Origin of the sequence: Enterobacter cloacae complex sp. CDL013 (genome assembly GCF_049238805.1) — a bacterium.
In the GTDB taxonomy this organism is placed as follows: domain Bacteria; phylum Pseudomonadota; class Gammaproteobacteria; order Enterobacterales; family Enterobacteriaceae; genus Enterobacter; species Enterobacter hormaechei_C.
On sequence record NZ_JBMKGT010000005.1, the window covers coordinates 435351 to 458799 of the forward strand.

The window sequence follows — 23449 nt, forward strand, 5'->3', positions numbered from 1 at the left end:
TGTTAATATCACTTAACAGTGAGGAGATCCGCAAAGCGGGTTGTGTAGCGGGGTGAAAGCATTTCCCGTTTCATCTGCCACGGCTGCTGAATACCCTGTCCCGCGAAGTAAAGCGTGCCACGGCCATTTTCAGCATTCAGATGGTCTAATACATCCATTAACTTTTGGCTGTTTTTCCTGGGGGCGTTGTCGTCAAACAGATTAAGTTGCGCGACGCCCTGGCTATAAAAATCTCCCAGCATCACTCCGGCTTTCTGGTACCGATGGCCGTTCTTCCAGACCGCATCCAGACAACGAACTGATGCGCCGATAATATCCCGGCTATCCTGGGTTGGGGTGAGCAGTTTTACCGACGCGCTATTGCCATAATATGGCTCGTTAAGCGCGAAGGGCGAGGTTTTAACAAATACGGAGATAAAGCGGCAATGCTGATGCTCATTGCGAAGTTTTTCTGCTGCCCGGGCGGCATAACTACAGATGGCCTGGCGTACATCGTCATATTCGGTGATGCGTTCGCCAAACGAGCGCGAACAGACGATTTCTTGCTTTACCGGGGCAAACTCTTCCAGTTCAAGACACGGTTCGCCCCGTAATTCACGCACCGTTCTCTCCAGCACGACATTGAAATGTTTTCTTATGAACCGGATATCGGTGTCTGCCAGTTGCAGGACGGTCTTAATCCCCATCATCTCAAGCTTCTTCGCTATGCGACGTCCTACCCCCCAAACGTCTTCGACGGGTAGCGCCGCCATCAGCTTTCTCTGACGATCCACATTGGATAAATCAACAACGCCTCCCGTCTGGCGCTGCCAGCGTTTTGCCGCGTGATTTGCCAGTTTCGCCAGCGTCTTTGTGGGTGCGATGCCCACCCCGACGGTCAGATGGGTGCGTTGCAGTACGGTCGCTCTCATTTCATGCCCAAAATCGGAAAGATCGCGACAATTACGCACCCCGGTAAGATCGCAAAAGATCTCATCAATGGAGTATATTTCGCTACGAGGCGACATCTCTTCAAGCGTGTTCATTACCCGGTTGGACATATCCGCGTAAAGTTCATAATTACTGCTGAAACAAACCACGCCATGATGCCTGAAGCGATCTTTCTGTTTGAAGTACGGTTCACCCATTTTCACAAAGGGTTTGGCTTCAGCGGAGCGAGAGATGACGCACCCATCGTTATTGGACAACACGACCACCGGTCGTCCCTTCAGGTCCGGGCGAAAAACCGTTTCACAGGAAGCATAGAAAGCGTTCACATCACACAGTGCAAACATGGTCAGCTCGCTCTGGTATCGCCAGGTGGGGTGAAAAACTGCATTATGATCACCGTTAATAAATACTGTATTTATATACAGTATTGTATATTGATAGCAAAGATCAAGGGGGAACGAGGAGTGACGTCGTACGGGTGCAGGAGGGCGAGGGTTATGTCCAGAATGGCGGCGAGGCAAATCTGGCGGAAAGGGTATTTAATGAAATGTTTAAGGAATATAAGTGCCCATACGGCAGGTATGGGCAGTGAAGCCGTCGATATTACTTCTTCTTGTCCATCATCGCCTTGAGATCGGCAAAGGGGTTAAACGTGGCGACACCCACGTCTTTTTGCGCATCCTCACCCGCGACAACGGTGGTGCCATACTGATCCGCTTCGGTGTACTTTGAGTGCTCGTGATCGTGACAAAACAGGCACAACAGCTCCCAGTTACTGCCATCTTCCGGGTTATTGGTGTGATCGTGGTCGATATGGTGAACCGTGAGTTCACGAAGATTTGAATAAACAAACTCACGCGAGCAGCGTCCACAAACCCAGGGGTAGATTTTTAGCGCTTTTTCACGGTAGCCGCTTTCCAGCCGTGCGTAGTTTTTGGGGATCAGAGCCATTGCTGATGTTACCTGTTAAAAAGAGAATAGTTCACACTATATCCCATTATGAGATGTCAGGAGAATGCCTCCTCTGAGGGAAGGCAGCCTGCGATTTGCGTATTTCTGTCAGTTTATTTGAAGCATTCCGTTAAATAATCACCATTTATTCTCATCCGTTAATGCGTAGAGTAGGGATAACGCAATGCTTTATCAGGATACTCCACTATGAAAAAGATTGGATTTTTGTCGTTTGGTCACTGGACGCCGTCACCCCAGTCCGGCACGCGAACCGCGGCTGACACGCTGCTACAGTCCATCGATCTGGCGGTCGCAGCTGAAGAGCTGGGCGCGGACGGGGCTTATTTCCGTGTGCACCACTTTGCCCGCCAGCTCAGTTCGCCATTCCCCTTGCTGGCGGCAATAGGCGCGAAAACCAAACGTATCGAAATCGGGACGGGCGTGATCGACATGCGGTATGAAAATCCGCTGTATATGGCGGAAGATGCTGGCGCGGCAGACCTCATCTCCGGCGGGCGATTACAGCTTGGTATCAGCCGGGGTTCCCCGGAGCAGGTGATTGATGGCTGGCGTTATTTTGGTTACGTGCCGCAGGAAGGGGAAACCGAATCTGATATGGCGCGCCGCCACACTGAGGTACTGCTTGATGTATTACGCGGTGAAGGGTTTGCGAAGCCTAACCCACAGCCGATGTTCCCAAACCCGCCGGGATTGTTGCGTCTGGAGCCGCATTCAGAAGGCTTACGCGATCGTATCTGGTGGGGGGCTGGCTCTAATGCAACGGCAGTATGGGCGGCAAAACTGGGGATGAACCTGCAAAGCTCAACGCTGAAAGATGATGAAACCGGCGAGCCGTTCCATATTCAGCAGGCAAAACAGATCCGTGCCTACCGACAGGCCTGGGCTGAGGCAGGGCATACCCGTCAGCCACGCGTTTCGGTCAGCCGCAGTATTTTTGCCCTGATGGACGAACGCGACCGGATGTATTTCGGTTCAAGCCGCAATGAGAGCGACAGCGTGGGTTATCTGGATGAGAAAACGCGGGCCATTTTCGGACGCAGCTATGCCGCAGAGCCAGACAAGCTGATTGAACAGTTGAAAAAGGATGAAGCGATCGCGGAAGCGGATACGCTGTTGCTTACCGTGCCGAATCAGCTGGGCGTGGAATACAACGCACATGTGATCGAGTCCATCCTGAAACATGTCGCACCGGAAATGGGATGGCGCGATCGCAATGCGTAATCTGGCCCTCTGGTATCGCCGGTTTGGTGAGCCTGAATCGGTACTGCAAGCGGAAACCACACCATTGTCCCCGCGACAGCCGGGAGAGATACGTGTGCGCATGCTTTTTTCTCCGGTGAACGCCTCCGATCTCATCCCCATCACCGGGGCATATCGCCATCGCACGCCGCTGCCTGCGATAGCCGGTTATGAAGGGGTCGGAATAGTGACCGAAACGCCCGCCGCTTATCCGGCGCTGCTGGGCAAGCGGGTCCTGCCGTTACGGGGGCAGGGAACCTGGCAGCGCTATGTCGACTGCCCGGCGGCGTATGCGGTTCCCGTCCCGGACGACGTCGACTCGCTTCTTGCCGCGCGGGCGTATATCAATCCGCTTGCCGCACAGATGATGCTGGACCGCTATCCTCCGGTCGGGAAAACGGTGCTGCTCACCGCTGCCGGTTCTGACTGCGCCGTTCTGCTCGGGCAATGGGCACGCCAGGCGGGTGCAGAGGCGGTTTACGGGATCCATCGCTCGCCCGTGCACGCTCAACGTCTGGCTGAAAAGGGGATCGTCCCGATTGCGCAACACGATATGGCCGCCGTCAACGCTGCCGCCGCGCGCGCAGACGTGGTGTACGACGCCACGGGCGGCAGCCTGGCGGAGACGATCCTGAGCGTGATGCCCGAAACCGGCACCTTTGTCTGCTACGGGCTGCTCTCCGGGCAGACCTTCCGGCAGCAGCGGCCGTTGCCGCGCGTGGCGTGGTTTCACATTCGTAACTATCTGGACGCGCTGAGCGCTGAGGCGTGGCAGGCGGAGTTTCGGCGCATCTGGCCTAAACTGCGCGCCAGTCAGTGCAGCGATGTCACCCTCTACCCGCTGTCGGAATGGCAGCGGGCAGTAGGCAACTATCGCGAAGCGGGAAGAACGGGCAAGCCCATGCTGTCGATGGACAATTAATCGGCCTTATGGCTCATGTCGCTCAGCAGTACAGCGATACTTTGTCCACCGGCGGTCTGCTCGAGGCCAATTTTGACAATAATTGTCAGCGGAACGGAGAGCAGCATGCCGACAGGCCCGAGCAGCCAGCCCCAGAAAATCAGGGACAGGAACACTACAAGGGTTGAAAGCCCCAGCCCGCGCCCCATTATCCGTGGTTCAAGAATGTTCCCGAAGACAAGGTTAATCACCAGATAGCCTGCCAGCAGAATCAGGGCATCATACAAACCGCTGAAAACCAGCACCTGAAGGATAGGGGGGATCGCCGCCAGCACGGAGCCGATGTTAGGAATATAGTTGAGCGCAAAGGCCAGCAGCCCCCAGACGAAGGCAAAACGCACATCCAGCGCGGCGAGCATCCCCCAGACCACTAATCCCGTCACCAGGCTGATGGCCGTTTTCAGCACCAGATAGCGTGAAACGCTGTCGAGCGCGCGCTGAATGGCGCCCATTCCCTCTACCGGACGCACCATGATGTGCTGGAGCTTTGCAGGCAGCTGTGGAACTTCCAGCAGCATAAACACAACCGTCAGGAACAGCAGGAAAATTGAGGTCATGGCGTTGGAGAGTTGTGCCAGCAGGCTGGTGACAATCGTCATGGCGGCATTCGGATCGATGTATTTAAGCAGTTCCTCAACCGAGACTTCGATACCCGCGCGTTGCAGCCAGGGTTCAATTTGCAGCAGCGGGGTCGCCAGGGAAGAGCGGTATGTCGGTAGCGTCCGCGCCAGCTCGTTCAGGGAGGTTCCCAGATAGGCGACTAACAGCACCATCGCAACGATAATAATACTGATAAGCAGGCTTATCGCCAGCACACGCGGGATGCGCAGACGCACCATTCGCTGCACCAGTGGATTGAGGATCACCGCGATAAAAAGCGCCAGGATAAAAGGCACGATGATATCGGCCGCAAAACGAACGCCGGTCAGAATGATCACCAGCATGCCCAGCATGATGACGATCTTAAGCCCGTTGAGGGTGATAATAGGTTTGGCCATGGACGTTCCTGAACAGTTTTTTATTTATAATAGAGGGGAAAGCGGATTAAAAAAACTAACCAAAATCAAACAGACTGGGTAAAGAAATGAAAAGGCTTTGAGTAAATTCCTGGCTTATGATACAAATCAGGCGTGTTCAACTACCGAGGACAATTTTCATCCGCAAAGACGAGAAGCAACACCGCGGATAATTGTAATTTTATGGACAATTTGTTCAGGACGTATTTTACGAACAACTCTGCTCTGTTTTCAACCTCCCTCTGCCTGCTTTCTGGTGAGCAACACTGGCGTTCCGCCCTATAGTCACGTCTTCTGCCTGAGCTGGCGCTATGCGCTTAGCTAACTGATTTAATTCCCAATTTTTTGGTTTGCTGTCCGCAGTGAGCCTCGATGGATTATATTCTTAAGCAGGAGAAAAAACATGTTTTACTGGATTTTATTAGCTCTGGCGATCGTCGCTGAAATTACCGGCACCTTGTCGATGAAATGGGCGAGCGTGAGTGATGGCAGCACCGGTTTTATTTTGATGCTGGTCATGATTACGCTTTCCTATATTTTCCTCTCTTTCGCGGTTAAAAAAATCGCGCTGGGCGTGGCATACGCATTGTGGGAAGGTGTTGGTATTTTATTGATTACGCTGTTTAGCGTCATGTTATTTGATGAAACCCTGACGACAATGAAAATTGCCGGGCTGACGACCCTGGTCGCGGGTATCGTGCTGATTAAATCGGGTACACGCAAACCGGCAAAACAGCAGAAGGAGCAGACCCATGCAGCAGTTTGAATGGATCCACGCGGCCTGGCTGGCTTTCGCCATCGTTCTGGAAATTATTGCGAACGTCTTTCTGAAGTTCTCCGACGGTTTTCGTCGCAAAGCCTACGGCCTGTTATCGATTGCCGCGGTTCTGGGGGCGTTTAGCGCCCTGTCGCAGGCGGTGAAAGGCATCGATCTGTCCGTGGCCTATGCGCTGTGGGGTGGCTTCGGTATTGCCGCCACCCTGGCGGCAGGCTGGATTATGTTCGGGCAGCGTTTAAACAATAAAGGCTGGATAGGGCTGGTATTACTGCTCGCCGGCATGATCATGATTAAACTGGCCTGAGTGACCTACTGCTGCGCCAGGGCTTCCAGCCGGTCGCGAAAACCGGTCACCGACAACGCCCGGTTATCGGCGCGCCAGCGGTCTTTCGCCGCTGGCGCAGAACTTTGAACGCCAATCAGCTGCCAGCCGTTATCGGTTTTTAACATCAGCGGCGATCCGCTATCACCCGGTAGCGTATCGCACTGATGCGACAGCACGCTGTTTTGCGCCCAACCCGTCACCACGCAGTCCGTATGGGTGTACAGCGAATCGAGGTGATCAACAGGGTAGCCTGACTGCGTTACTTTTCGATCGGCGGCTTTCAGGGCGGCGGTGAGCGCGGCTTTATCGCCATCAAAGAGCGGCAGCGGGGTGATCCCGGACGGCGGATAACGTAAAACGATCAGCCCGAAATCCCAGGAGGCCGCCCCGGGCGGCACAATCCAGCCATCACCATCCGGTTTCAGGCGTTTGCCAAGCGACGGATCCACCCGCCCCTCAATACCGTGAATTTCGTAGCGCCATATTCCTTTTTGCGACACAAAGCGCAGGGCGATCGCTTTATCCGGTTTGCCTTCAGGCGGCATTAACAGGCAATGACCCGCCGTCAGCGCAAGGCGTGGCGTAATGAGGGTTGCAGTACATAAATTGCCGCTGGCGGTTTCCAGTTGCCCGATGGCATCCCAGGGCGATTCGGTAGGATCGGTGACACGCGTACGATCGTCATGACCAAAAAACAGCGTCTTTACCTCTTTGGCGCTAATGGCGTCATCGTCGCCATCATCCGCATGTGAAAAGCCAGCAAAAAGGCTAAACGTTCCCAGTAACAACACAACAGATTTACGCATATCACACTCTGGTGGGGGGTAATTATGATTATTAAAAGTGATCCCTATAAAAATACTATAGACGCGACGGCGAGAAAGTGGGAGTAAAATCAGCGTGCTACATTCAGGAAAGATAAAAGTGGCTGGCGATGAGCGCGCATAAAATTAGCAGGATAAGAATGAACTCAAACCGATAGCGCCGCAGCATACGCCCTCCGGATAAAAAAACGGCGCTGACCGCAAACCCGTTCAGCGCCGGTTTACCAACGTGCCCCGAAGGGCACGGTTAAGCTTGTACTCTTACGCTGCTGGCTGTGCAGCAGGTTTAGCCGCTTCGTGTTTTGCTGCTTTTTTGTGATGCTTTTTAGCCGCCTGTGCTTTCTGCTCTACCGCTGGTTTAGCCGCTTTTTTGTGGTGCTTTTTAGCGGCCTGCGCTTTCTGTTCTGCCGCTGGTTTAGCCGCTTTGTGATGTTTTTTATGGTGAACCGTTTTGGCCGGAGCAGCGGTGGAAGCCGCAGGCGCTGCGGTGGCGGTAGTTTCAGCCGCGAATGCAGCGGAAGACAGACCCATAGCAGCGGCAACAACCAGAGCTAATACTTTTTTCATTTTCATACCCTCGAATTTGGTTTTTCATTTAACCCCACTGCGGGGCCGTTGAAATAACTATATCCCTGTAAATTCGGGGTTTCCGTGAGTGATTGGTATCGGCGTGTAACCGTATGTACAACGCCGGGGTGGACCCCCGGCGCGTTCGGTTACAGATAGCGGGACGTCAGGTGTTCGCGGAAGTAGCGGATATTCAGGTCTTCGCCCGTGGCCTGGGTGATGAGCTGCGATGTGCTGAAACGGCTGCCGTGCTGCCAGATATTCTGACGCAGCCAGTCAAACAGTGCTGAGAAATCGCCCCCGGCAATGGATATCTGCAACCCGGGCAGCGCAGTTTTGGCGGCATGGAACAGCTGTGCCGCATACATTGCCCCCAGCGTGTAAGACGGGAAGTAGCCAAAACCGCCGTCGGTCCAGTGGATATCCTGCATACAGCCGTTGCGATAGTTATCTTTGGTGGATAACCCAAGCCAGGCCTGCATTTTCTCATCCCATAACGCGGGAATATCATCGACTTCAATTTCGCCATTGATTAGCGCGCGCTCGATCTCATAGCGCAGCACCACATGCGCCGGATAGCTCACTTCATCCGCATCAACGCGGATGTAGCCCGGCTTCACGCGCTGGTTCCAGGCAATGAAATTCTCTTCGCTGAATGCCGCCTGGCTGCCGAAACGGGCATGAACCGCCGGAAGCAGATGCTTCAGGAAAGCGTCGCTGCGGCCTAGCTGCATTTCAAAGAACAAGCTCTGGGATTCATGGATCGCCGTAGAGCGCGCCAGCGCAACGGGCTGACCGGCCCATGCTCGCGGAAGGTTTTGCTCGTAGCGGGCATGTCCGGTTTCGTGGATCACGCCGAAAAGCGCGCTGAGCAGTTCATCTTCATCGTAACGCGTGGTGATACGCACATCTTCCGGCACGCCGCCGCAGAACGGGTGGGCGCTAACGTCCAGACGACCGCCGTTAAAATCGAAGCCAAGCATTTTCATCGCTTCCAGGCCCAGCTCGCGCTGCGTGGCGGTCGGGAAGGGACCCTGTGGCGGAACGAACGATCGTTGAGCCTGTTTTTCCACAACCTTTGCCAGCAACTCCGGTAGCCAGGACTTCAGATCGCCGAACAGCACATCCAGGCGAGCGCTGGTCATGTCGGGTTCAAAGATATCCAGCAGCGCGTCGTAAGGCGTGCAGCCTTTAGCCTCAGCGCGCAGGCGGGCTTCTTCACGACTGAGTTTCACCACCTCTTTCAGGTTGGCTGAAAAGCCCTGCCAGTCGTTGGCCGGACGCTGAGTGCGCCACGCGTGTTCACACCTGCTGCCCGCCAGCGATTTGGCCTCCACCAGCGATTCCGGCAGTAAAGTTGCCTGCTGGTAGTAGCGCGTCATTTCACGCAGGTTGGCCAGCTCAACGTCGTTCAGATCTTCGTCTGCCGCCGCCGCCAGACATTCACCCACTTTTTTATCGGTCAGGATCTGATGTTGCAGGACGCTCATCTCCGCCAGCGCTTCACCGCGCGCGGCGCTGCCGCCTGGCGGCATCATGGTAAACATGTCCCAGCTGGCGATGGAGGAGAGGTGAGAGAAGCGGGAGAGGCGCTGGAAGGTGCGGGTGAGTTGTTGATAGTTATTGTTTTTCATGAAGTCCTCGTGTCTGAATCAGCCGATGACAAAAATTAGCATCGGCTCGATTTAAACACGAAGAGGGCTGAATGTTAATGCAGTCGTTTATGCAGGCTCGCGCCCACCAGCAGTGCCGCGCACAGCATCAGCGCGATAAATCCGCCCACGCCGTTCCAGCCGTAGTTATGCCAGAACACCCCGCCGAGCGTACCGGCTATGCTGGAACCAAGATAGTAACTGAACAGATACAGTGACGAAGCCTGACCTTTAGCGCGGCGCGCGCGTGGGCCAATCCAGCTGCTGGCAACGGAATGCGCGGCAAAGAAGCCCGCAGAGAAGAGCAGCATTCCGGCAAAAATCAGCCACAGGGAAGAGAAAAGCGTCATCAGCAGTCCGAACAGCATCACGGCGGTGGTTACCAGCATCACCGGACCACGGCCGAAGCGCGCGGTCATGGCGCCCGCTTTTGGCGAACTCCATGTCCCGGTGAGATATGCCACAGAGAGCAAACCCACTAATGCCTGGCTAAGATGCCACGGTGAAAGCATCAGACGATAGCCAATGTAGTTGAACAGCGTCACGAACGAGCCCATCAGCAGGAAACCGGTCAGGAACAAACGGGGCAGCCCTTGATCGCGCCAGTGCAGGCGAAAGTTGATAAATAACGTTTTCGGACGCAGGGAGGTCGGGCGGAAATGGCGCGATTCCGGCAGGATTTTCCAGAACATCAGCGCCGAAGCGAGGGCGAAGCAGCCGATAACGGCCAGCGCAATGCGCCAGTTAAAGAAATCAGTAAACACACCGCTGAGCAGGCGTCCGCTCATCCCGCCGATAGAGTTCCCGCTAATATACAGCCCCATGGAGAAGGCCACGAAGCTCGGGTGGATCTCCTCGCTGAGATAGGTCATCCCGACCGCCGCCACGCCGCTCAGGGATAACCCAATCAGCGCGCGCATGATCAGAATGCCGTGCCAGCTGGTCATCATGGTGGACAACAAGGTACACACGGAGGCCAGCATTAACGCCGTTACCATAACCTGCTTACGCCCGATGGCATCCGAAAGTGGCCCGGTGAACAGCAGACCGATCGCCAGCATCCCGGTTGAAATGGAGAGCGAAATACTGCTGCTGGCTGGCGACACGCCAAATTCATGCGACAGGACCGGCAGGATCGGCTGAACGCAGTAGAGCAGGGCGAAAGTGGCGAGACCCGCTGAGAAGAGCGCCAGCGTGACGCGCATAAACTGGGGGGTACCACGTTTAATAAACTGAACCGGCTGCGGTGCTGCGGGTAAATCATCAATGTCGCTGGCCGGCGCGATATCAACGGTCGTTGTACGGCTCACACATAATCCTTGCTTAAACATCCCCGTGGTTTCTGGTGACGGGTATGACCACAAGATTAGGGTAGGAAAATGTAAATATTCTGTCTAATATATTAATAATCTCAAATGATACTTTAAAAATATGAATATCGAGCTGCGCCATCTACGCTATTTTGTCGCCGTCGCCGAAGAGCTGCATTTTGGTCGTGCGGCGGCAAGGCTGAATATCTCTCAGCCACCGCTAAGCCAGCAGATACAGATCCTGGAGCAGCAGGTCGGGGCGCGTCTGCTGGCGCGAACCAACCGCAGCGTGAGCCTGACGGCGGCGGGAAAACAGTTTCTCGCCGATAGCCGGCAGATCCTGAGTATGGTGGAGGACGCCGCCGCCAGAGCGGAACGGCTTTATCTTGGGGAGACGGGGGAGCTGCGCATCGGGTTTACCTCATCGGCCCCCTTTATCAGCGCTGTTTCACAAACGCTATCCTCGTTTCGCCGTAACTTTCCGGATGTGCATATTCAGACGCGCGAAATAAATACCCGGGAGCAGATATCGCCGCTTAACGAAGGATCGCTCGACCTGGGGCTGATGCGTAACACGCAGTTGCCTGATACCCTGGCGTGGCAGGTGATCCTCCGCGAACCGCTGATGGCGATGATCCCCCGGGATCATCCGCTCGCCGCGCAGCACAGCGTCTCGCTGGCTGAACTGGCGAAAGAGCCGTTTGTCTTTTTTGACCCACAGGTGGGTACCGGGTTGTATGACGATATTCTTGGTTTGATGCGGCGATATGGCCTTGTCCCGACTATCGCGCAGGAGGTGGGGGAAGCCATGACGATCATTGGTCTCGTTGCCGCAGGGCTTGGCGTATCGATTCTCCCGGCCTCATTTAAACGGGTACAACTGGCGGAAATGCGCTGGGTGAAGATAGCCGAGCAGGATGCAGTCTCAGAGATGTGGCTGGTGTGGTCTAAACATCATGAACAGAGCCATGCGGCACAGCGTTTCAAAGAACAATTAATTACCGCTTCTCGCGGGCATTATTTATAGGGAAAAGTGGGCGAAAATGTGCAGTAAATCACATGGCTAAGTAAAAATTTGACGTCAGCCATTGAAGTGCTTCACCATAGCCCTCAGTTTATTTCGAAGCTCGAAAATAAGGGAGTACGAGGTGGTTGCTGATAGTCAGCCAGGGCATATCGATCAGATCAAGCAGACCAACGCGGGTGCCGTTTATCGCCTGATTGATCAGCTTGGTCCGGTTTCGCGTATCGATCTTTCTCGCCTGGCACAACTGGCACCCGCCAGTATTACCAAGATTGTCCGCGAAATGCTGGAAGCCCATCTGGTTCAGGAGACAGAAATTCAGGAGCCGGGCAGCCGTGGCCGTCCGGCGGTAGGGCTGGTGGTGGAAACGGAAGCCTGGCACTACCTGTCGCTGCGGATTAGCCGCGGGGAAATCTTCCTCGCGCTGCGCGACCTCAGCAGCAAGCTGGTGGTGGAGGACCGGCTGGAACTCCCGCTTAATGCAGAGCAACCACTTCTCGATGCCATTCTGACCCACATCGACCAGTTCTTTATTCGTCACCAGCAGCGTCTTGAACGTTTAACGGCGATTGCGATCACCCTGCCGGGAATTATTGATACCGAAAATGGCATTGTTCACCGCATGCCGTTTTATGAAAACGTCAAAGAGATGCCGCTGGGCGACGTGCTGGAAAACCACACCGGTGTGCCGGTCTACATTCAGCATGATATCAGCGCCTGGACGATGGCGGAGGCATTGTTTGGTGCCTCCCGGGGCGCGCGCGACGTAATTCAGGTGGTGATTGATCATAACGTTGGCGCTGGTGTGATCACCGACGGGCGTCTGTTGCATGCTGGCAGCAGTAGCCTGGTGGAGATCGGCCATACGCAGGTCGATCCGTACGGAAAACGCTGCTACTGCGGTAACCATGGCTGTCTGGAGACGATTGCCAGCGTCGAAAGCGTGCTGGAGCTGGCGCAAGTGCGGCTCAGCCAGTCGATGAGCTCCACGCTGCACGGTCAACCGTTGAGCGTCGAGGCACTGTGCGCAGCGGCAAGGCAGGGCGATCTGCTGGCGAAGGACATTATTACCGGCGTGGGCAATAATGTCGGGCGCATTCTGGCCATTATGGTGAACCTGTTTAACCCGCAAAAAATACTGATCGGCTCCCCGCTCAGCCAGGCGGCGGATATCCTCTTTCCGGCGATTTCCGCCTGCATCAATCAGCAGGCGCTTCCCGCGTACAGTAAAAACATCGTGGTCGAAAGTACGCAATTTTCCAACCAGGGCACGATGGCCGGCGCCGCGCTGGTAAAAGATGCGATGTACAACGGCTCGTTACTGATTCGTTTGCTACAGGGCTAACTCTTTTCCAGAGATGTACGAAAAATTGCGCTATCTCAAGCCCGGTAGCGCACGCATCCCGTAGACTTTCCCCACTGAATTATTTACCTGGTTTATATTTTGAAGCATACCCAAGAGGTGGAATGAGTCATGCTTAAGCGTTTCTTTATCACTGGTACGGATACGTCTGTCGGGAAGACAGTCGTATCCCGCGCGTTACTCCAGGCCCTGGCGGCAAGCGGTAAACGCGTTGCAGGATACAAGCCGGTTGCAAAAGGCAGTAAAGAGACGCCAGAAGGGCTGCGCAATAAGGACGCCCTGGTTCTGCAAAGCGTCTCGTCTCTGGAACTGCCTTATGATGCCGTCAATCCTATCGCGTTAAGCGAAGAGGAAAGCAGCGTCGCTCACAGTGGGCTTATCAACTACAGCCTGCTTTCTGATGGCCTGGCAAATCTGAGTGAAAAGCTTGACCACGTTGTCGTTGAAGGGACCGGTGGCTGGCGCAGCCTGATGAACGATTTACGTCCCCTTTCCGAATGGGTGGTGCAGGAGCAATTGCCGGTGATTATGGTCGTGGGCATCCAGGAAGGGTGCATCAACCATGCCTTGCTGACGGCGCAGGCTATCGCTAATGACGGCCTGCCGCTGATTGGTTGGGTGGCGAATCGTATTAACCCGGGCCTTGCGCACTACGCTGAAATCATCGACGTGCTGAGCAAAAAGCTGCCTGGCCCGCTGGTAGGCGAACTGCCTTATCTGCCCCGCGCAGAGCAGCGCGAATTAGCGCACTATATCGATCTCTCGGCTTTCGGCGGTATGCTGGCCGTAGATCGAGTCGTAGCGTAGCGTTCTCGACAATACCGACGCCACAACACAGGCAACCAGCAAACCGGGAAGTAAAAAATACTGCCCGGTCATCTCACAGACCATCAAGGCCGACATGATTGGCGCATGCGTTGTGGCGGCGAGCAGCGTCGCCATTCCCGCCAGCCCAAGCAGGATCGCCGTCTCAGAGCCAGGAAACCACAGCGCAAAGATCTGCGCAAACAGCATTCCCGTTGCCATACCAACGAACAAGGTTGGCGTGAACACGCCTCCCGGCGCGCCGGACCCGCTGCTTGCCAGTACCGCCAGCAGCTTGCAAATAAAGACGCCAGCAATCACCGACAGCAGCGGCGGCGACTGCAAAAACGCCTGAACCACGCTATAGCCATTCCCCCATACTTTCGGCGTCAGCAGCGACAGCAGCCCGACGATCAGACCACCCAGCGCCAGCTGCCACGGCGGTGAGAGTTTGAGACGCAGAAACAGCCTGTGGCTGGCCGCCATCAGCCACATCAGCAGCGGGCCGCAAACGCCAGCCAGCAGACCCACGCCAACGATCAGGAAATAATCCACCGCCGTAAGCATCTCGCTGAGATGGACATCATATAGCGTATTCGCGCCGGGACTTAACAGGCGCGTGGTCAGCAGGGCCACTACAGCGGCAATCACCACCGGGCCGAGGGAGGCCAGCATCAGCGTGCCAAACAGGATCTCTGCGATAAACAGGCTGCCCGCCAGCGGCGCATGATAGGCGCTGGCCATCCCGGCGGCGGCACCGCAGGCGATCCACAGTTTCCATTCGGATTTTGGCGTACAACGTTGTGCAAAAAAGGAGGCGGCGAGGGCGGCGAGCAGGATCATGGCACCTTCACGGCCGATGGCGCTGCCGCTGGCGACCACCAGCAACGACGCGAGGGATTTCACCAGGCTGGCGCCGTAATCAAACTGGCCGTCACCTGTTTCCAGCGCTTCCATATAATCGGTCGGGGCGTGGGGACGTTGTGCCGTCATGCGCTGCCATCCCCACAGTAGCACTCCCGCGGCCAGACCACCTAGCGCAGGCGTCAGCGCCCGCCGCCAGGGCGATAACGCGGCTGCGGCGTTCACCAGACTTCCGCTTTCGTTGCTGAGAAATAGCCACTCCAGCAGATACATGCTGTGGCGGAACACCGCAACGGCCAGCGCCGCCAGCACGCCGGTGACGGTAGCAATCAGGAGACGGCGAAACATCGCGCGGATGTCGGGGTAAGCGTGAAGACGTTGCATGAAGTCGTGATTTAACGGGGACGATACAATATTGTGGCGGGAAATCGGGAGGTTAGCAAAAGGTATGCGTGCGGAAAATGGCCGGGCAGTACCCGGCCTGAATGCTTAACTCTCGCTATGAATATTTAATGCCCGGCGCGTACGCCCTGAACTCAAATACTCCGCAATATAATCCTGGGATATCTCGCCGTTATAGCGTCCGTCCTCGTCCACAATCGGCATCCAGCTGGTGTTGCTCTCATACAGGCGAGAAAGCACCACGCGCAGGTTATCCTCGGCCTTACCGGTCATACGGAACGGATGCAGAATATCCCCGCAGCTGCCGCTGGCGTTACGCGCTTCGCGGCGCTTCACAAAGCCGAGCGGTTTGCCGTGCTCATCAACCACGGTAATGGCGCGAATATCGTTGTCATCCATGGTGGCGAAGGCCTCCGGCAGCGGCGTCGATTCGCGTACCGTAATGGTAGGCTGCTGGTCGGTGACGTCGCCCGCCGATACCAGCAGCAGGCGTTTCAACGTCCGGTCCTGACCAACAAACGAGCCAACAAACTCATTCGCGGGTTTCGCCAGCAGCTCGTCCGGGCTGGCGCACTGCACGATACGCCCCTGACGGAAGACGGCAATACGGTCGCCCAGCTTCAGCGCTTCGTCAATATCGTGGCTCACCAGCATCACGGTCTTTTTCAGCTTGCGCTGCATCTCAAGGAATTGGTTCTGGATCACCTCACGGTTGATCGGGTCGACTGCACCGAACGGTTCATCCATCAGCAGGACCGGAGGATCGGCTGCCAGCGCGCGGATGACGCCGATACGCTGCTGCTGCCCGCCGGACATTTCGCGCGGATAGCGGTGAAGGAATTTATGCGGATCCATTGCCACCATATCCATCAGCTCTTCGGCACGGGATTTACAGCGTGCCTTGTCCCAGCCCAGCATGCGCGGCACGACGGTAATGTTCTCTTCGATGGTCATGTTCGGGAACAGGCCAATCTGCTGGATCACGTAGCCAATGTTGCGGCGCAGGGTCACGGTGTCCATTCCGCTGGTGTCTTCGCCGTTAATCAGGATTGTCCCGCTACTTGGCGTAATGAGACGGTTGATCATCTTCAGGGTAGTGGTTTTCCCGCAGCCGGACGGGCCGAGCAGCACGCACATTTCCCCTTCAGGCACGTTCAGGTTGACGTTGTCGACGGCCTTAAACGTCTGGCCGTGTTTCTGTGAAAATTGTTTGGTGAGGTTTTCCAGTTTTATCATTATCGAATCCCCTTCGGAGTCAGTACCACCTGCAAACGGTGCAGCAACCAGTCGAGCACAATCGCTAAAAGACAAATCATCAGCGCGCCCGCAATCAACATACGAATATCACTCCCGCCAATACCGTTAAGCAGCAGCAGGCCCAGCCCGCCCGCACCGATCACGGCGGCAATCGCCATGACGCCGATGTTCATTACCACGGCGGTGCGGATGCCGCCAAAAATCACCGGCAGCGCCATCGGGATTTCCACCCAGCGCAGACGCTGCCAGAAGGTCATGCCGATGCCGCGTCCCGCTTCTCGCAGGCCGGGGGGCAGGCTGTCGAGCGCCGTATGGGTGTTACGCACAATCGGCAGCAGCGAATAGAGGAACACCGCAGTAATCGCGGGCAGGGCGCCAATGCCCTGACCGATCAGCGAAAAGAGCGGGATCATCAGGCCGAAAAGCGCAATTGACGGGATGGTGAGCACAATGGTGGCAATCCCCAGCACCGGCGTTGCCAGCCATTTATGGCGGACAATTAAAATGCCCAGCGGCACGCCAATAATAATCGCCAGGCCGACGGCGAGTGCCACCAGCCACAGGTGTTGCAGCGTCAGGGTTAAGAGATAGTCCCAGTTGTCGAGAATATAGTGAATCGTCTCCATAGCGCCTCCTACAGCAACTGTTTGCTACGCAGGAAATCACGGGCGACCTGCTGCGGTGACTGATGGTCGATATCCACCTTCTTATTCAGGTCGGTGATAACGTCGTTATTGAGCTGGGCTGAGAGGGTGTTCAGCGCCTCCTCCAGCCCCGGGTTAGCCTCCAGCGTGTCTTTTCGAACAACTGGCGTCACGGCATAACTCGGGAAGAAGCCTTTATCGTCTTCCAGCACTTTAAGATCGAAGCCCTTTACGCGCCCGTCGGTGGTGTAGATCAGCCCCGCATCGACAAACCCGTCGCGCACCGCGTTATAGACCAGGCCCGGATCCATCTGGCGGATCTGCGGGCGGTCCAGCTCCATCTTGTAGGCCGCCTGCAACGGTTTCATCCCGTCGCTGCGTCCGGCAAATTCCAGGTCAAGGCCCAGCAGCCAGTTGTTATCCGGATCGGTTTTACGGATCTGCTCAATCTTTGCCACCATCTCAGACATGGTATTGATATGTTCAGCCTCGGCGCGCTTGCGCTGCATGGCAAAGGCATAGGTATTGTTCATATCGGCAGGTTTAAGCCACACCAGACCGTGCTTCGCGTCGAGGCGTTTCACCGTCTCGTATGACTCCTGTGGCGACATGCGTTTGTTGATGTGGTTGAAGATGATCAGCGACGTGCCGGTGTACTCCCAGGTCATATCAATCTGCCTGTTGATCATCGCGTTACGGGAAATCACCGTTGCAATATTGGTCTGCGGCTGCACCTGAAACCCTTTCTTTTGCAGATACTGCACGGTCATGGCCGAGAGAATGTGCTGCTCGGTAAAGCTCTTGGTTGCCAGGATCAGCGGCGCGGCGAGCGCCTGGCTGGTGAAGAGCGCGGCGGCGCATAGCGCCGTCAGGCCGGAAAACAGTCTCATAGAAGCTCCTTGTTATAATTATCGCGCGAGATGCGGGCTCAGTAGTCGACCCAGTGCCGCCAGCAGCGTATCCAGAATCAGGGCGAACAGGGCGGTGGCCGCCGCGCCCAGGATCAGCGTCGGAAAGTCATTCAGATAGATCCCAGGGAAAATCAGCTCGCCGTAGCTGCTGGCGCCAATCAGGAATGCCAGCGGTGCGGTACCGACGTTAATCGCAGTGGCAATGCGAATACCAGAAAGCATCACCGGCCACGCGTTAGGGATCTCAACCTGACGCAGGCGCTGCCATTTGGTCATGCCGATACCGTTTGCCGCTTCCAGCAACGACGCGGGAACAGAGCACAGCCCGGCATAGGTGTTACGCACAATCGGCAGCAGAGAGGCCAGAAAGAGGGCGATAATGGCCGGTTTATCACCGATGCCAATCACCACCATCGCCAGCGCCAGAACGGCCAGCGGCGGCAGGGTGTTACCCACGTTAAAGATTTGCATCACATATTCGGCGATACCACGCGCGGCTGGACGGCTCAGCAAAATACCGCTTGGAATGCCCACCAGCAGGGCAAAGAACATTGATGAAAAGACCAGAATCAGGTGCTGTTGCCCGAGGTAGATCAGGTCAACCTGGCGCGCCTTAATCGTCTCCAGTCCAATTCCCCAGGTGAGGAGAGCGAGAACCACGATAATCGCGCCGACAAAAAGCAGCGAACGTTTAAGTAATGGGTGCATTGCGGTGTGTCTCCCTGTGCGCATGCGTTATAGCAACCACCGGTTGCCTGTTGTTATGCCATGTTTCGGCAGGGGTACTTCACCTATAGCAAGCGAAACGGAAGGGTTCCAGCGAAGGGGGTAAAACAGTAACCCTATGAAATTAGTGACAACCTGGGTGAAGCCTTATGGCATAAGGGCTGTCAGTGGGCAGGCAGAATAGTCTTAAAGAAGCACGCCTTACGTGACAATGTCACGTAAGGCGTGCTGATTAAACCTGTCGACTAAGCGCGGCGCGCACTTTTCGTACCCGCCACGAGATGCGGACGATAGAGAAGGCGGCGACGACTACCAGCAGCAGGCCCAGCGCCAGCATCGCGTGGAATCCAAACTCTCTGAACAGGATCAGCCCCGCGATACCTCCGCTGATAAAGGAGAAAAGGGTAGTTAAATGGGTTTTGAGCTGACTCTTTTGCGCGGCCGTATCTTTGGAATAATCCCGGCGCATCATGGCGACCATAACGGAGGCCAGCGAAATGCCCGCATCGGTCAGCGTGCCGGTGATGTGTGTGGATCTTACCCGTCCACCGGATAGCTGAGTGGAGGTGGAATTATGAATTCCCATCAACCCGCACAGGAAAATAATAATCTCCTGATTCGTGGCAAAGGAGTGAAAATACATTTCGTACAGGGATACCCCTGCCAGTAATAGCCCTTCAACAAACAGAACCTGGCTGAATACCAGCCTGATGTTATGGATAATCCCCCAGATAACAATAATCCGCGCAGCGATGGCACCTGAGACAAACGAAAGAATAATGGTGCCGAAGAAAAGAATATCGCTGAGATCGGTGGAGGAAACTTCGCTGGATAGCTGCGAGGTATTGCCCGTCATATGCGAGGGAAAAAAGCCGAACGCGCCCAGCGCAATGGCATTCAGCAGTCCCGCGGAGGTCGCCAGCCAGAGGGCAAGACGACGATCCTCCTGATGCGTTCGTTCTTTCTTTAATTTAATCAGCAAAGAATACCTCCGGTTTGAGCTTTGCCTGAACGCTCAAGCTAACAAAGCGATGTCGCTGGCTGACCAGGATATTGCTTAATTATTATTTCAACGGGAGGAGTGCGAGGTTTTGTAATTAAAGAAAATAACCTTGTTAATATAATGCTTTATTGCTGATGACGCGAGCAGACTGGCGGGCATAAATACCGGCCCAGTATGCATGCTCGCTGGAGCGGGATGGGATTTGATTCAGTGTAGACATAGATGTAATTCACAACGACGAGAAGAGAAGCCAGCATCTGGTCGCCGCTGTTCCTGGGAATGTACAGATCGCCAGCCAGGGTGATCCCGTATCGGTTCTCGAACGTCACCTTGCGGTGGTCGACTTTATCGCTCTCGGCGAAGGTCTTATCTCAGGTTGTCACCATCGAAACGCGGGCGTCAGGATTTCGTGTTTCTTACTAATTCATTGTTTTAACTCAACTTAATGATGCGCATAGCAGCACGGCGGACAGTTTGGTGAATATTTTCATTCGACGCTGGCGTCCGGCTGGGGCCGGATGATTGCCGTGCGCATCACGCCCGATATGGAGATGGCTGTGGTTGCCGCTCCGGCGCATTTTCGGCGCTATGGTTTTCCGCAGACGCCCGCCGATCTGGATGCTCATCCCTGCATTGCCTACCAGTTCGCCGACGGTAACCACTATCAATGGGAGCTTGTGCAGGATGGGAAGCGAGTGACTCACCGCCCGGAGGGGCAATGGGCCTTTTCCGACAGCTACATGGAGGCCGAAGCGGCCCGGCTGGGACTCGGGCTGGCCTATGTCCCGGTTGAGCTGGTGGCTGACGATCTGGAGCGTGGCACGCTTATACGCGTCTTACAGCGCTACAGCCTGCGGATGGACGGACTGTACCTCTATTATCCACACCGCAACGTATCCCCGGCGCTGAGAGCGGTGATTGATACGCTGAAAATTTAGGGTGCCTCTTCGCTACGGTCTATACAGCCCCTGCGTTTGTGATACGCTACTATTTTATATAGCGCAGCTCAACTAAGGCTCTGAAATGACAAAAATAACGCCAGAATATACGGTAGTTGACTTATCACGTTGGGCAAGAAAGGAACACTTTGAAGTATTTCAGGGCTTTGCTCAATCTACATTTAACCAAACGGTTCAGCTGGACATTACCGTGCTGCTAAAGCATATCAAAGAGGTTGGCTGGAAATTTTATCCTGCGATTATTTCCCTTATTTCTCACGTCGTAAACCGGCATCCGGAATTCCGTATGGCCATGAAGGATAATGAGCTTGTAATATGGAATGAGGTGCATCCCAGCTATACCCTTTTCCATAAAGAGACGGAGACGTTTTCATCATTATGGAGTCACTTCGACGGGAATATTCATCACTTTCAGAACGTTTATGCAGAAGACGTTTCTCGCTATGGTGATAATCTTGCCTACTGGCCCAAAGAAGAGTCCCGGGAGAATATATTTTTCATATCTGATATTCCGTGGGTCAGTTTTAGCAGTTTTAACGTCAACGTCGCTAACATGCGGAATTTTTTTGCGCCCATGTTCACGTTTGGAAAATACTATAACCAGGATGAAAAAGTCTTGTTGCCTTTCGCCGTTCAGGTCCATCATTCTGTTTGTGATGGCTTCCATGTAGCCAGGATGATCAACGAGTTGCAAGAGTTATGTGATAATTTACCACACCATTCAGAGGCGCCGAACGTGTGATTCACGTGTTTTTAACATACGTCTGACGAGAGGAAATGCTGTAACCAAATTTTACGCCAGAACAGATTAAAATGTTCAATCGCATTGTTTTCGAGAAGATCGAAATAATGCATGATGAAGCCGCGAGCCGTTTCCGGCCCGCGGCGGCATGACAGGTGATGAGTCGTTCTGACGATCAGGCGGCTTTGACGGCCCGGATTTTTTTGCTGCTATCCGCATCTGATGCTGTTTTATCCGTTGCAGCATTGAGCTCGGGAAGCTTGCTGGTACGCAGGATATGCTGCACGGACTCTTTCTGCTCGGCGAGATACAGACCAAGGTTCTCCGCCTGCGTTTCATCCATCTGCATTCCGCTTTGCAACAGCCAGTCAGTGAACGCTTCTGCCATATCGAGCAGTTTGTCGTGAGCGTCAGCCTCTTTCTTACTGGCAAAAGTCATTTTCTCTTCACCTTTTCTTACGACAACAAATTTTGTTTCAACAGCCATTGTGCACCCCCATATACTGTAATTATATACAGTATAGCAGTTGTGACGTTGTGTTGCAGCAAAAATGTGCGAGCCTGGCCTGCACAACGGGTGGACAAGCCAGGTGCTGTTATCGGTACAGCGTTTTTTCGGCAATCGGGATCAGCAAAGTGGACTGCCATTCCGCCAGCGTCAGCTGGGCAAGTTTACCCAGCGCGGTGTAGAACGGATGGGCCGCGTTTTCAACGAATACGCTAAGGAAACGCGTGCTCCATGGCAGCAGATGCCAGGCCAGAAGCTGGTCGCGTTCTGTTTCGCGACCGTTCTCGGCAAGCCATGCCGCCAGCATCAGCAACGTTCCGAAATGATCTTCAGGCTCATTCTGCTGCATCTCAAAGGCGATATGGTTTTCACGCATCCACTGACGCAACGCGAGGGTCGAATCGCCAAACAGCACTGACTCGCGATCAAGCCAGACCGAGCCCCACGGAGGGGCGGGCAGGGCATACGGGCCAATAAACAGACGCTGCCAGGCGTCTTTCAACACTTCATCCGATGGGGTCTTAAACATACTGGCGACAGGCAGCAGGTTTTCCTCCGCCAGCGGCCAGTCCTGAACCCAGTCACCTGCGGTCAGGGCACTCACCAGCGGCGCGGTCTGCTCGCTGTCTGGGGCGAAATAAAACAGCGCGCCCAGTACCCGGGCGCTGAACGCGAACGATTCGCGGTGTGAGACATCATTCATTACAACTTTCCTTACTTGCGCGCGGGTAGCCCCGCGCACCTGTGTTAACCTGCAATTGCTAACCCTGCGGTCATATGCAGACCATAAAATAGCCCACGGCCAATCAGTTCACCCAGCGCCACCAGAACGACACCTGCAAACAGGCCGAGCGTTTTTGGCTCCTGACGACGAATAAGCGGGCAGATCCAGCAGCCTAAACCCGCCGCCAGCAACGCGATGCGCCATACCTGAAGCGAACCATAATCTGGCAGCAGGGCGCTGGCCTGCTGGATGGAACTCTGTATCGTCCCCAGCGTATTGCTTTGCAACACGACGACCGCCACGCAGACGATAATTGCCAGTACGCTGACAGACGCGGCAAGAGTACCTTTGAATGTCACGTTTGCGACGCGTAGCAGCAGCGCGGCCAGCAGAGGACCAGCAAGGACCATCGTCAGGAAGAAGCTCAGCGTGGTGTAACCCGTATACCAGGTCGGGACAGTCTCTATCTGATAGACCCGGGTCATCGCCCAGACAAAAACGATACCCAGAAGCTGGCTGACAACCAGCCAGATTTTGCCCAAAGCTGGGGGCATTTTACCGATAACCGACACCAGCCACCAGAAACCGCCCACGGCAAAGAAGAGCGAACCCGCCGCGATCTCATTACTCAGCGCTGACGCGCCCACGCGGTTAAGCGAGTTGAAGGCACGCAGCGGGGAGCCAAGATGCAGCACCGAAGCCATAAACCCAATACCCATTACCAGCCAGAGAAAAAACAGGCTGCGCACGATGCGCATTCTGGCCTTGTCATCATTTTCCTTAAGCCAGACGAAGCCCATCACGATTAACGCGCCGGCCACGCACTGCCCGAAAACGGTGAAGATCATCAGCGGCCATTCATGCCATCCACTTCCCATCTCACACCTCCTTCGGGTTTGCCAGGTAGCCGGTGGTGTCCCCCGTCGGACGGCTGTTGGCGTTAG

At 55.1% G+C, this 23449-nt stretch carries 26 protein-coding genes and 3 pseudogenes; 10 read left to right on the forward strand and 19 right to left on the reverse strand.

All coding sequences use genetic code 11. From position 1 onward, the window contains the following. Positions 1-8: 8 nt before the first annotated feature. Together ACOTXD_RS12790 and yajD are read right to left on the reverse strand one after the other, a co-directional pair. On the reverse strand, positions 9-1274 hold the full coding sequence (locus ACOTXD_RS12790; RefSeq protein WP_003857473.1) for a Y-family DNA polymerase: 1266 nt from the start codon (positions 1272-1274) through the stop codon (positions 9-11). A 259-nt stretch (positions 1275-1533) separates the two neighbouring features. Continuing rightward, positions 1534-1881, reverse strand: a complete 348-nt coding sequence (yajD, locus tag ACOTXD_RS12795) for an HNH nuclease YajD (RefSeq protein ID WP_003857471.1) — start codon at positions 1879-1881, stop codon at positions 1534-1536. A gap of 207 nt (positions 1882-2088) precedes the next feature. Between yajD and ACOTXD_RS12800 the strand changes: the two genes are divergently transcribed. Next, positions 2089-3123, forward strand: a complete 1035-nt coding sequence (locus ACOTXD_RS12800; RefSeq protein WP_003857470.1) for an LLM class flavin-dependent oxidoreductase — start codon at positions 2089-2091, stop codon at positions 3121-3123. After that, on the forward strand, positions 3116-4063 hold the full coding sequence (locus tag ACOTXD_RS12805; RefSeq protein WP_045337356.1) for a zinc-dependent alcohol dehydrogenase family protein: 948 nt from the start codon (positions 3116-3118) through the stop codon (positions 4061-4063). The genes ACOTXD_RS12800 and ACOTXD_RS12805 overlap by 8 nt, the downstream gene beginning before the upstream one ends. On the opposite strand, the gene ACOTXD_RS12810 is transcribed toward ACOTXD_RS12805, so the two are convergent. Next, a complete protein-coding gene (locus ACOTXD_RS12810; RefSeq protein ID WP_003857467.1) occupies positions 4060-5100 on the reverse strand; it encodes an AI-2E family transporter in 1041 nt (346 codons plus the stop codon). The two genes, ACOTXD_RS12805 and ACOTXD_RS12810, sit on opposite strands and share 4 nt — an antisense overlap. Before the next feature lie 132 nt (positions 5101-5232). Here ACOTXD_RS12810 and ACOTXD_RS12815 point away from each other — a divergent pair, with 132 nt between their 5' ends. The 3 genes from ACOTXD_RS12815 (at position 5233) to mdtI (ending at position 6200) form a co-directional block, all read left to right on the forward strand. After that, positions 5233-5403 carry a hypothetical protein gene (locus ACOTXD_RS12815; protein ID WP_421766422.1) on the forward strand — a complete coding sequence of 57 codons (171 nt, stop codon included), beginning with the start codon at positions 5233-5235 and terminating at the stop codon, positions 5401-5403. A gap of 118 nt (positions 5404-5521) precedes the next feature. Beyond that, entirely contained in the window at positions 5522-5884 is a 363-nt protein-coding gene (mdtJ, locus tag ACOTXD_RS12820; protein ID WP_003857465.1) for a multidrug/spermidine efflux SMR transporter subunit MdtJ, read from the forward strand. Next, complete coding sequence (gene mdtI, locus ACOTXD_RS12825) at positions 5871-6200, forward strand: multidrug/spermidine efflux SMR transporter subunit MdtI (protein ID WP_003857463.1); 330 nt, start codon at positions 5871-5873, stop codon at positions 6198-6200. The genes mdtJ and mdtI overlap by 14 nt, the downstream gene beginning before the upstream one ends. Before the next feature lie 5 nt (positions 6201-6205). On the opposite strand, the gene ACOTXD_RS12830 is transcribed toward mdtI, so the two are convergent. From ACOTXD_RS12830 to ACOTXD_RS12850, 5 genes are all read right to left on the reverse strand, one after another. Beyond that, positions 6206-7027, reverse strand: coding sequence for a trypsin-like serine peptidase (locus ACOTXD_RS12830; RefSeq protein WP_003857461.1), 822 nt, complete (start codon positions 7025-7027; stop codon positions 6206-6208). Positions 7028-7130: 103 nt separating this feature from the next. Next, a complete protein-coding gene (locus ACOTXD_RS12835; protein WP_057979992.1) occupies positions 7131-7214 on the reverse strand; it encodes a hypothetical protein in 84 nt (27 codons plus the stop codon). 92 nt (positions 7215-7306) lie between these two features. Further along, complete coding sequence (gene asr / locus ACOTXD_RS12840; protein WP_003857459.1) at positions 7307-7612, reverse strand: acid resistance repetitive basic protein Asr; 306 nt, start codon at positions 7610-7612, stop codon at positions 7307-7309. A 149-nt stretch (positions 7613-7761) separates the two neighbouring features. Then, on the reverse strand, positions 7762-9246 hold the full coding sequence (locus tag ACOTXD_RS12845; RefSeq protein WP_061856147.1) for a carboxypeptidase M32: 1485 nt from the start codon (positions 9244-9246) through the stop codon (positions 7762-7764). 74 nt (positions 9247-9320) lie between these two features. Next, a complete protein-coding gene (locus ACOTXD_RS12850) occupies positions 9321-10574 on the reverse strand; it encodes an MFS transporter (RefSeq protein WP_058674981.1) in 1254 nt (417 codons plus the stop codon). 121 nt (positions 10575-10695) lie between these two features. Here ACOTXD_RS12850 and ACOTXD_RS12855 point away from each other — a divergent pair, with 121 nt between their 5' ends. The 3 genes from ACOTXD_RS12855 to bioD all read left to right on the forward strand — a co-directional run bounded on the left by ACOTXD_RS12855 (position 10696) and on the right by bioD (position 13768). Then, on the forward strand, positions 10696-11601 hold the full coding sequence (locus tag ACOTXD_RS12855) for a LysR family transcriptional regulator (protein WP_015570629.1): 906 nt from the start codon (positions 10696-10698) through the stop codon (positions 11599-11601). A 121-nt stretch (positions 11602-11722) separates the two neighbouring features. Then, on the forward strand, positions 11723-12943 hold the full coding sequence (mlc, locus tag ACOTXD_RS12860; RefSeq protein WP_003857451.1) for a sugar metabolism global transcriptional regulator Mlc: 1221 nt from the start codon (positions 11723-11725) through the stop codon (positions 12941-12943). Between the two features lie 129 nt (positions 12944-13072). After that, positions 13073-13768 carry a dethiobiotin synthase gene (bioD, locus tag ACOTXD_RS12865; protein ID WP_032658279.1) on the forward strand — a complete coding sequence of 232 codons (696 nt, stop codon included), beginning with the start codon at positions 13073-13075 and terminating at the stop codon, positions 13766-13768. On the opposite strand, the gene clcB is transcribed toward bioD, so the two are convergent. The 7 genes and pseudogenes from clcB to ACOTXD_RS12900 form a co-directional block, all read right to left on the reverse strand. Continuing rightward, on the reverse strand, positions 13703-15013 hold the full coding sequence (gene clcB / locus ACOTXD_RS12870; RefSeq protein ID WP_058674980.1) for a voltage-gated ClC-type chloride channel ClcB: 1311 nt from the start codon (positions 15011-15013) through the stop codon (positions 13703-13705). The genes bioD and clcB overlap by 66 nt on opposite strands. 105 nt (positions 15014-15118) lie before the next feature. Further along, positions 15119-16267 (reverse strand): osmoprotectant ABC transporter ATP-binding protein OsmV, encoded by a 1149-nt coding sequence (gene osmV, locus ACOTXD_RS12875; RefSeq protein WP_003857446.1) that lies wholly within the window; start codon positions 16265-16267, stop codon positions 15119-15121. After that, the gene (gene osmW / locus ACOTXD_RS12880) at positions 16267-16914 is read right to left on the reverse strand and encodes an osmoprotectant ABC transporter permease OsmW (protein WP_006808875.1); all 648 of its coding nucleotides are present in this window, start codon (positions 16912-16914) and stop codon (positions 16267-16269) included. Before osmW ends, osmV begins: the two co-directional genes overlap by 1 nt. Before the next feature lie 8 nt (positions 16915-16922). After that, positions 16923-17822 (reverse strand): osmoprotectant ABC transporter substrate-binding protein OsmX, encoded by a 900-nt coding sequence (osmX, locus tag ACOTXD_RS12885; protein WP_023324570.1) that lies wholly within the window; start codon positions 17820-17822, stop codon positions 16923-16925. An 18-nt stretch (positions 17823-17840) separates the two neighbouring features. Then, positions 17841-18551, reverse strand: a complete 711-nt coding sequence (gene osmY, locus ACOTXD_RS12890; protein ID WP_003857442.1) for an osmoprotectant ABC transporter permease OsmY — start codon at positions 18549-18551, stop codon at positions 17841-17843. A gap of 250 nt (positions 18552-18801) precedes the next feature. Beyond that, positions 18802-19551, reverse strand: coding sequence for a YoaK family protein (locus ACOTXD_RS12895; protein ID WP_060580353.1), 750 nt, complete (start codon positions 19549-19551; stop codon positions 18802-18804). Between the two features lie 257 nt (positions 19552-19808). Next, positions 19809-20000, reverse strand: a pseudogene (locus tag ACOTXD_RS12900) (alpha/beta hydrolase); the annotation flags it as partial. A gap of 62 nt (positions 20001-20062) precedes the next feature. Between ACOTXD_RS12900 and ACOTXD_RS12905 the strand changes: the two are divergent. Together ACOTXD_RS12905 and catA are read left to right on the forward strand one after the other, a co-directional pair. After that, positions 20063-20510: pseudogene (locus ACOTXD_RS12905) on the forward strand (LysR substrate-binding domain-containing protein); the annotation flags it as partial. A gap of 85 nt (positions 20511-20595) precedes the next feature. Further along, positions 20596-21273: a type A chloramphenicol O-acetyltransferase gene (gene catA / locus ACOTXD_RS12910; RefSeq protein ID WP_022651054.1), complete on the forward strand. Its 678-nt coding sequence runs from the start codon at positions 20596-20598 to the stop codon at positions 21271-21273. A gap of 175 nt (positions 21274-21448) precedes the next feature. On the opposite strand, the gene ACOTXD_RS12915 is transcribed toward catA, so the two are convergent. The 4 genes and pseudogenes from ACOTXD_RS12915 to ACOTXD_RS12930 form a co-directional block, all read right to left on the reverse strand. Further along, positions 21449-21760 (reverse strand): YebG family protein, encoded by a 312-nt coding sequence (locus tag ACOTXD_RS12915; protein ID WP_032634159.1) that lies wholly within the window; start codon positions 21758-21760, stop codon positions 21449-21451. Between the two features lie 109 nt (positions 21761-21869). Then, on the reverse strand, positions 21870-22484 hold the full coding sequence (dmsD, locus tag ACOTXD_RS12920) for a Tat proofreading chaperone DmsD (protein ID WP_061856146.1): 615 nt from the start codon (positions 22482-22484) through the stop codon (positions 21870-21872). Positions 22485-22528: 44 nt separating this feature from the next. Beyond that, positions 22529-23383: a dimethyl sulfoxide reductase anchor subunit family protein gene (locus ACOTXD_RS12925; protein WP_032609102.1), complete on the reverse strand. Its 855-nt coding sequence runs from the start codon at positions 23381-23383 to the stop codon at positions 22529-22531. Position 23384: 1 nt separating this feature from the next. Further along, a pseudogene (locus ACOTXD_RS12930) lies at positions 23385-23449 on the reverse strand (dimethyl sulfoxide reductase subunit B); the annotation flags it as partial.

Bases quoted from the DNA above. Each gene is read 5' to 3' on its own strand.
- mdtI (WP_003857463.1), top strand. From the start codon at position 5,871: ATGCAGCAGTTTGAATGGATCCACGCGGCCTGGCTGGCTTTCGCCATC.
- bioD (WP_032658279.1), top strand. From the start codon at position 13,073: ATGCTTAAGCGTTTCTTTATCACTGGTACGGATACGTCTGTCGGGAAG.
- ACOTXD_RS12835 (WP_057979992.1), bottom strand. From the start codon at position 7,214: ATGCTGCGGCGCTATCGGTTTGAGTTCATTCTTATCCTGCTAATTTTA.
- ACOTXD_RS12790 (WP_003857473.1), bottom strand. From the start codon at position 1,274: ATGTTTGCACTGTGTGATGTGAACGCTTTCTATGCTTCCTGTGAAACG.
- yajD (WP_003857471.1), bottom strand. From the start codon at position 1,881: ATGGCTCTGATCCCCAAAAACTACGCACGGCTGGAAAGCGGCTACCGT.
- clcB (WP_058674980.1), bottom strand. From the start codon at position 15,013: ATGCAACGTCTTCACGCTTACCCCGACATCCGCGCGATGTTTCGCCGT.
- ACOTXD_RS12805 (WP_045337356.1), top strand. From the start codon at position 3,116: ATGCGTAATCTGGCCCTCTGGTATCGCCGGTTTGGTGAGCCTGAATCG.
- catA (WP_022651054.1), top strand. From the start codon at position 20,596: ATGACAAAAATAACGCCAGAATATACGGTAGTTGACTTATCACGTTGG.
- ACOTXD_RS12855 (WP_015570629.1), top strand. From the start codon at position 10,696: ATGAATATCGAGCTGCGCCATCTACGCTATTTTGTCGCCGTCGCCGAA.
- mdtJ (WP_003857465.1), top strand. From the start codon at position 5,522: ATGTTTTACTGGATTTTATTAGCTCTGGCGATCGTCGCTGAAATTACC.
- ACOTXD_RS12800 (WP_003857470.1), top strand. From the start codon at position 2,089: ATGAAAAAGATTGGATTTTTGTCGTTTGGTCACTGGACGCCGTCACCC.
- ACOTXD_RS12810 (WP_003857467.1), bottom strand. From the start codon at position 5,100: ATGGCCAAACCTATTATCACCCTCAACGGGCTTAAGATCGTCATCATG.
- dmsD (WP_061856146.1), bottom strand. From the start codon at position 22,484: ATGAATGATGTCTCACACCGCGAATCGTTCGCGTTCAGCGCCCGGGTA.
- ACOTXD_RS12830 (WP_003857461.1), bottom strand. From the start codon at position 7,027: ATGCGTAAATCTGTTGTGTTGTTACTGGGAACGTTTAGCCTTTTTGCT.
- ACOTXD_RS12915 (WP_032634159.1), bottom strand. From the start codon at position 21,760: ATGGCTGTTGAAACAAAATTTGTTGTCGTAAGAAAAGGTGAAGAGAAA.
- osmV (WP_003857446.1), bottom strand. From the start codon at position 16,267: ATGATAAAACTGGAAAACCTCACCAAACAATTTTCACAGAAACACGGC.
- ACOTXD_RS12845 (WP_061856147.1), bottom strand. From the start codon at position 9,246: ATGAAAAACAATAACTATCAACAACTCACCCGCACCTTCCAGCGCCTC.
- osmY (WP_003857442.1), bottom strand. From the start codon at position 18,551: ATGCACCCATTACTTAAACGTTCGCTGCTTTTTGTCGGCGCGATTATC.
- ACOTXD_RS12925 (WP_032609102.1), bottom strand. From the start codon at position 23,383: ATGGGAAGTGGATGGCATGAATGGCCGCTGATGATCTTCACCGTTTTC.
- osmX (WP_023324570.1), bottom strand. From the start codon at position 17,822: ATGAGACTGTTTTCCGGCCTGACGGCGCTATGCGCCGCCGCGCTCTTC.
- asr (WP_003857459.1), bottom strand. From the start codon at position 7,612: ATGAAAAAAGTATTAGCTCTGGTTGTTGCCGCTGCTATGGGTCTGTCT.
- osmW (WP_006808875.1), bottom strand. From the start codon at position 16,914: ATGGAGACGATTCACTATATTCTCGACAACTGGGACTATCTCTTAACC.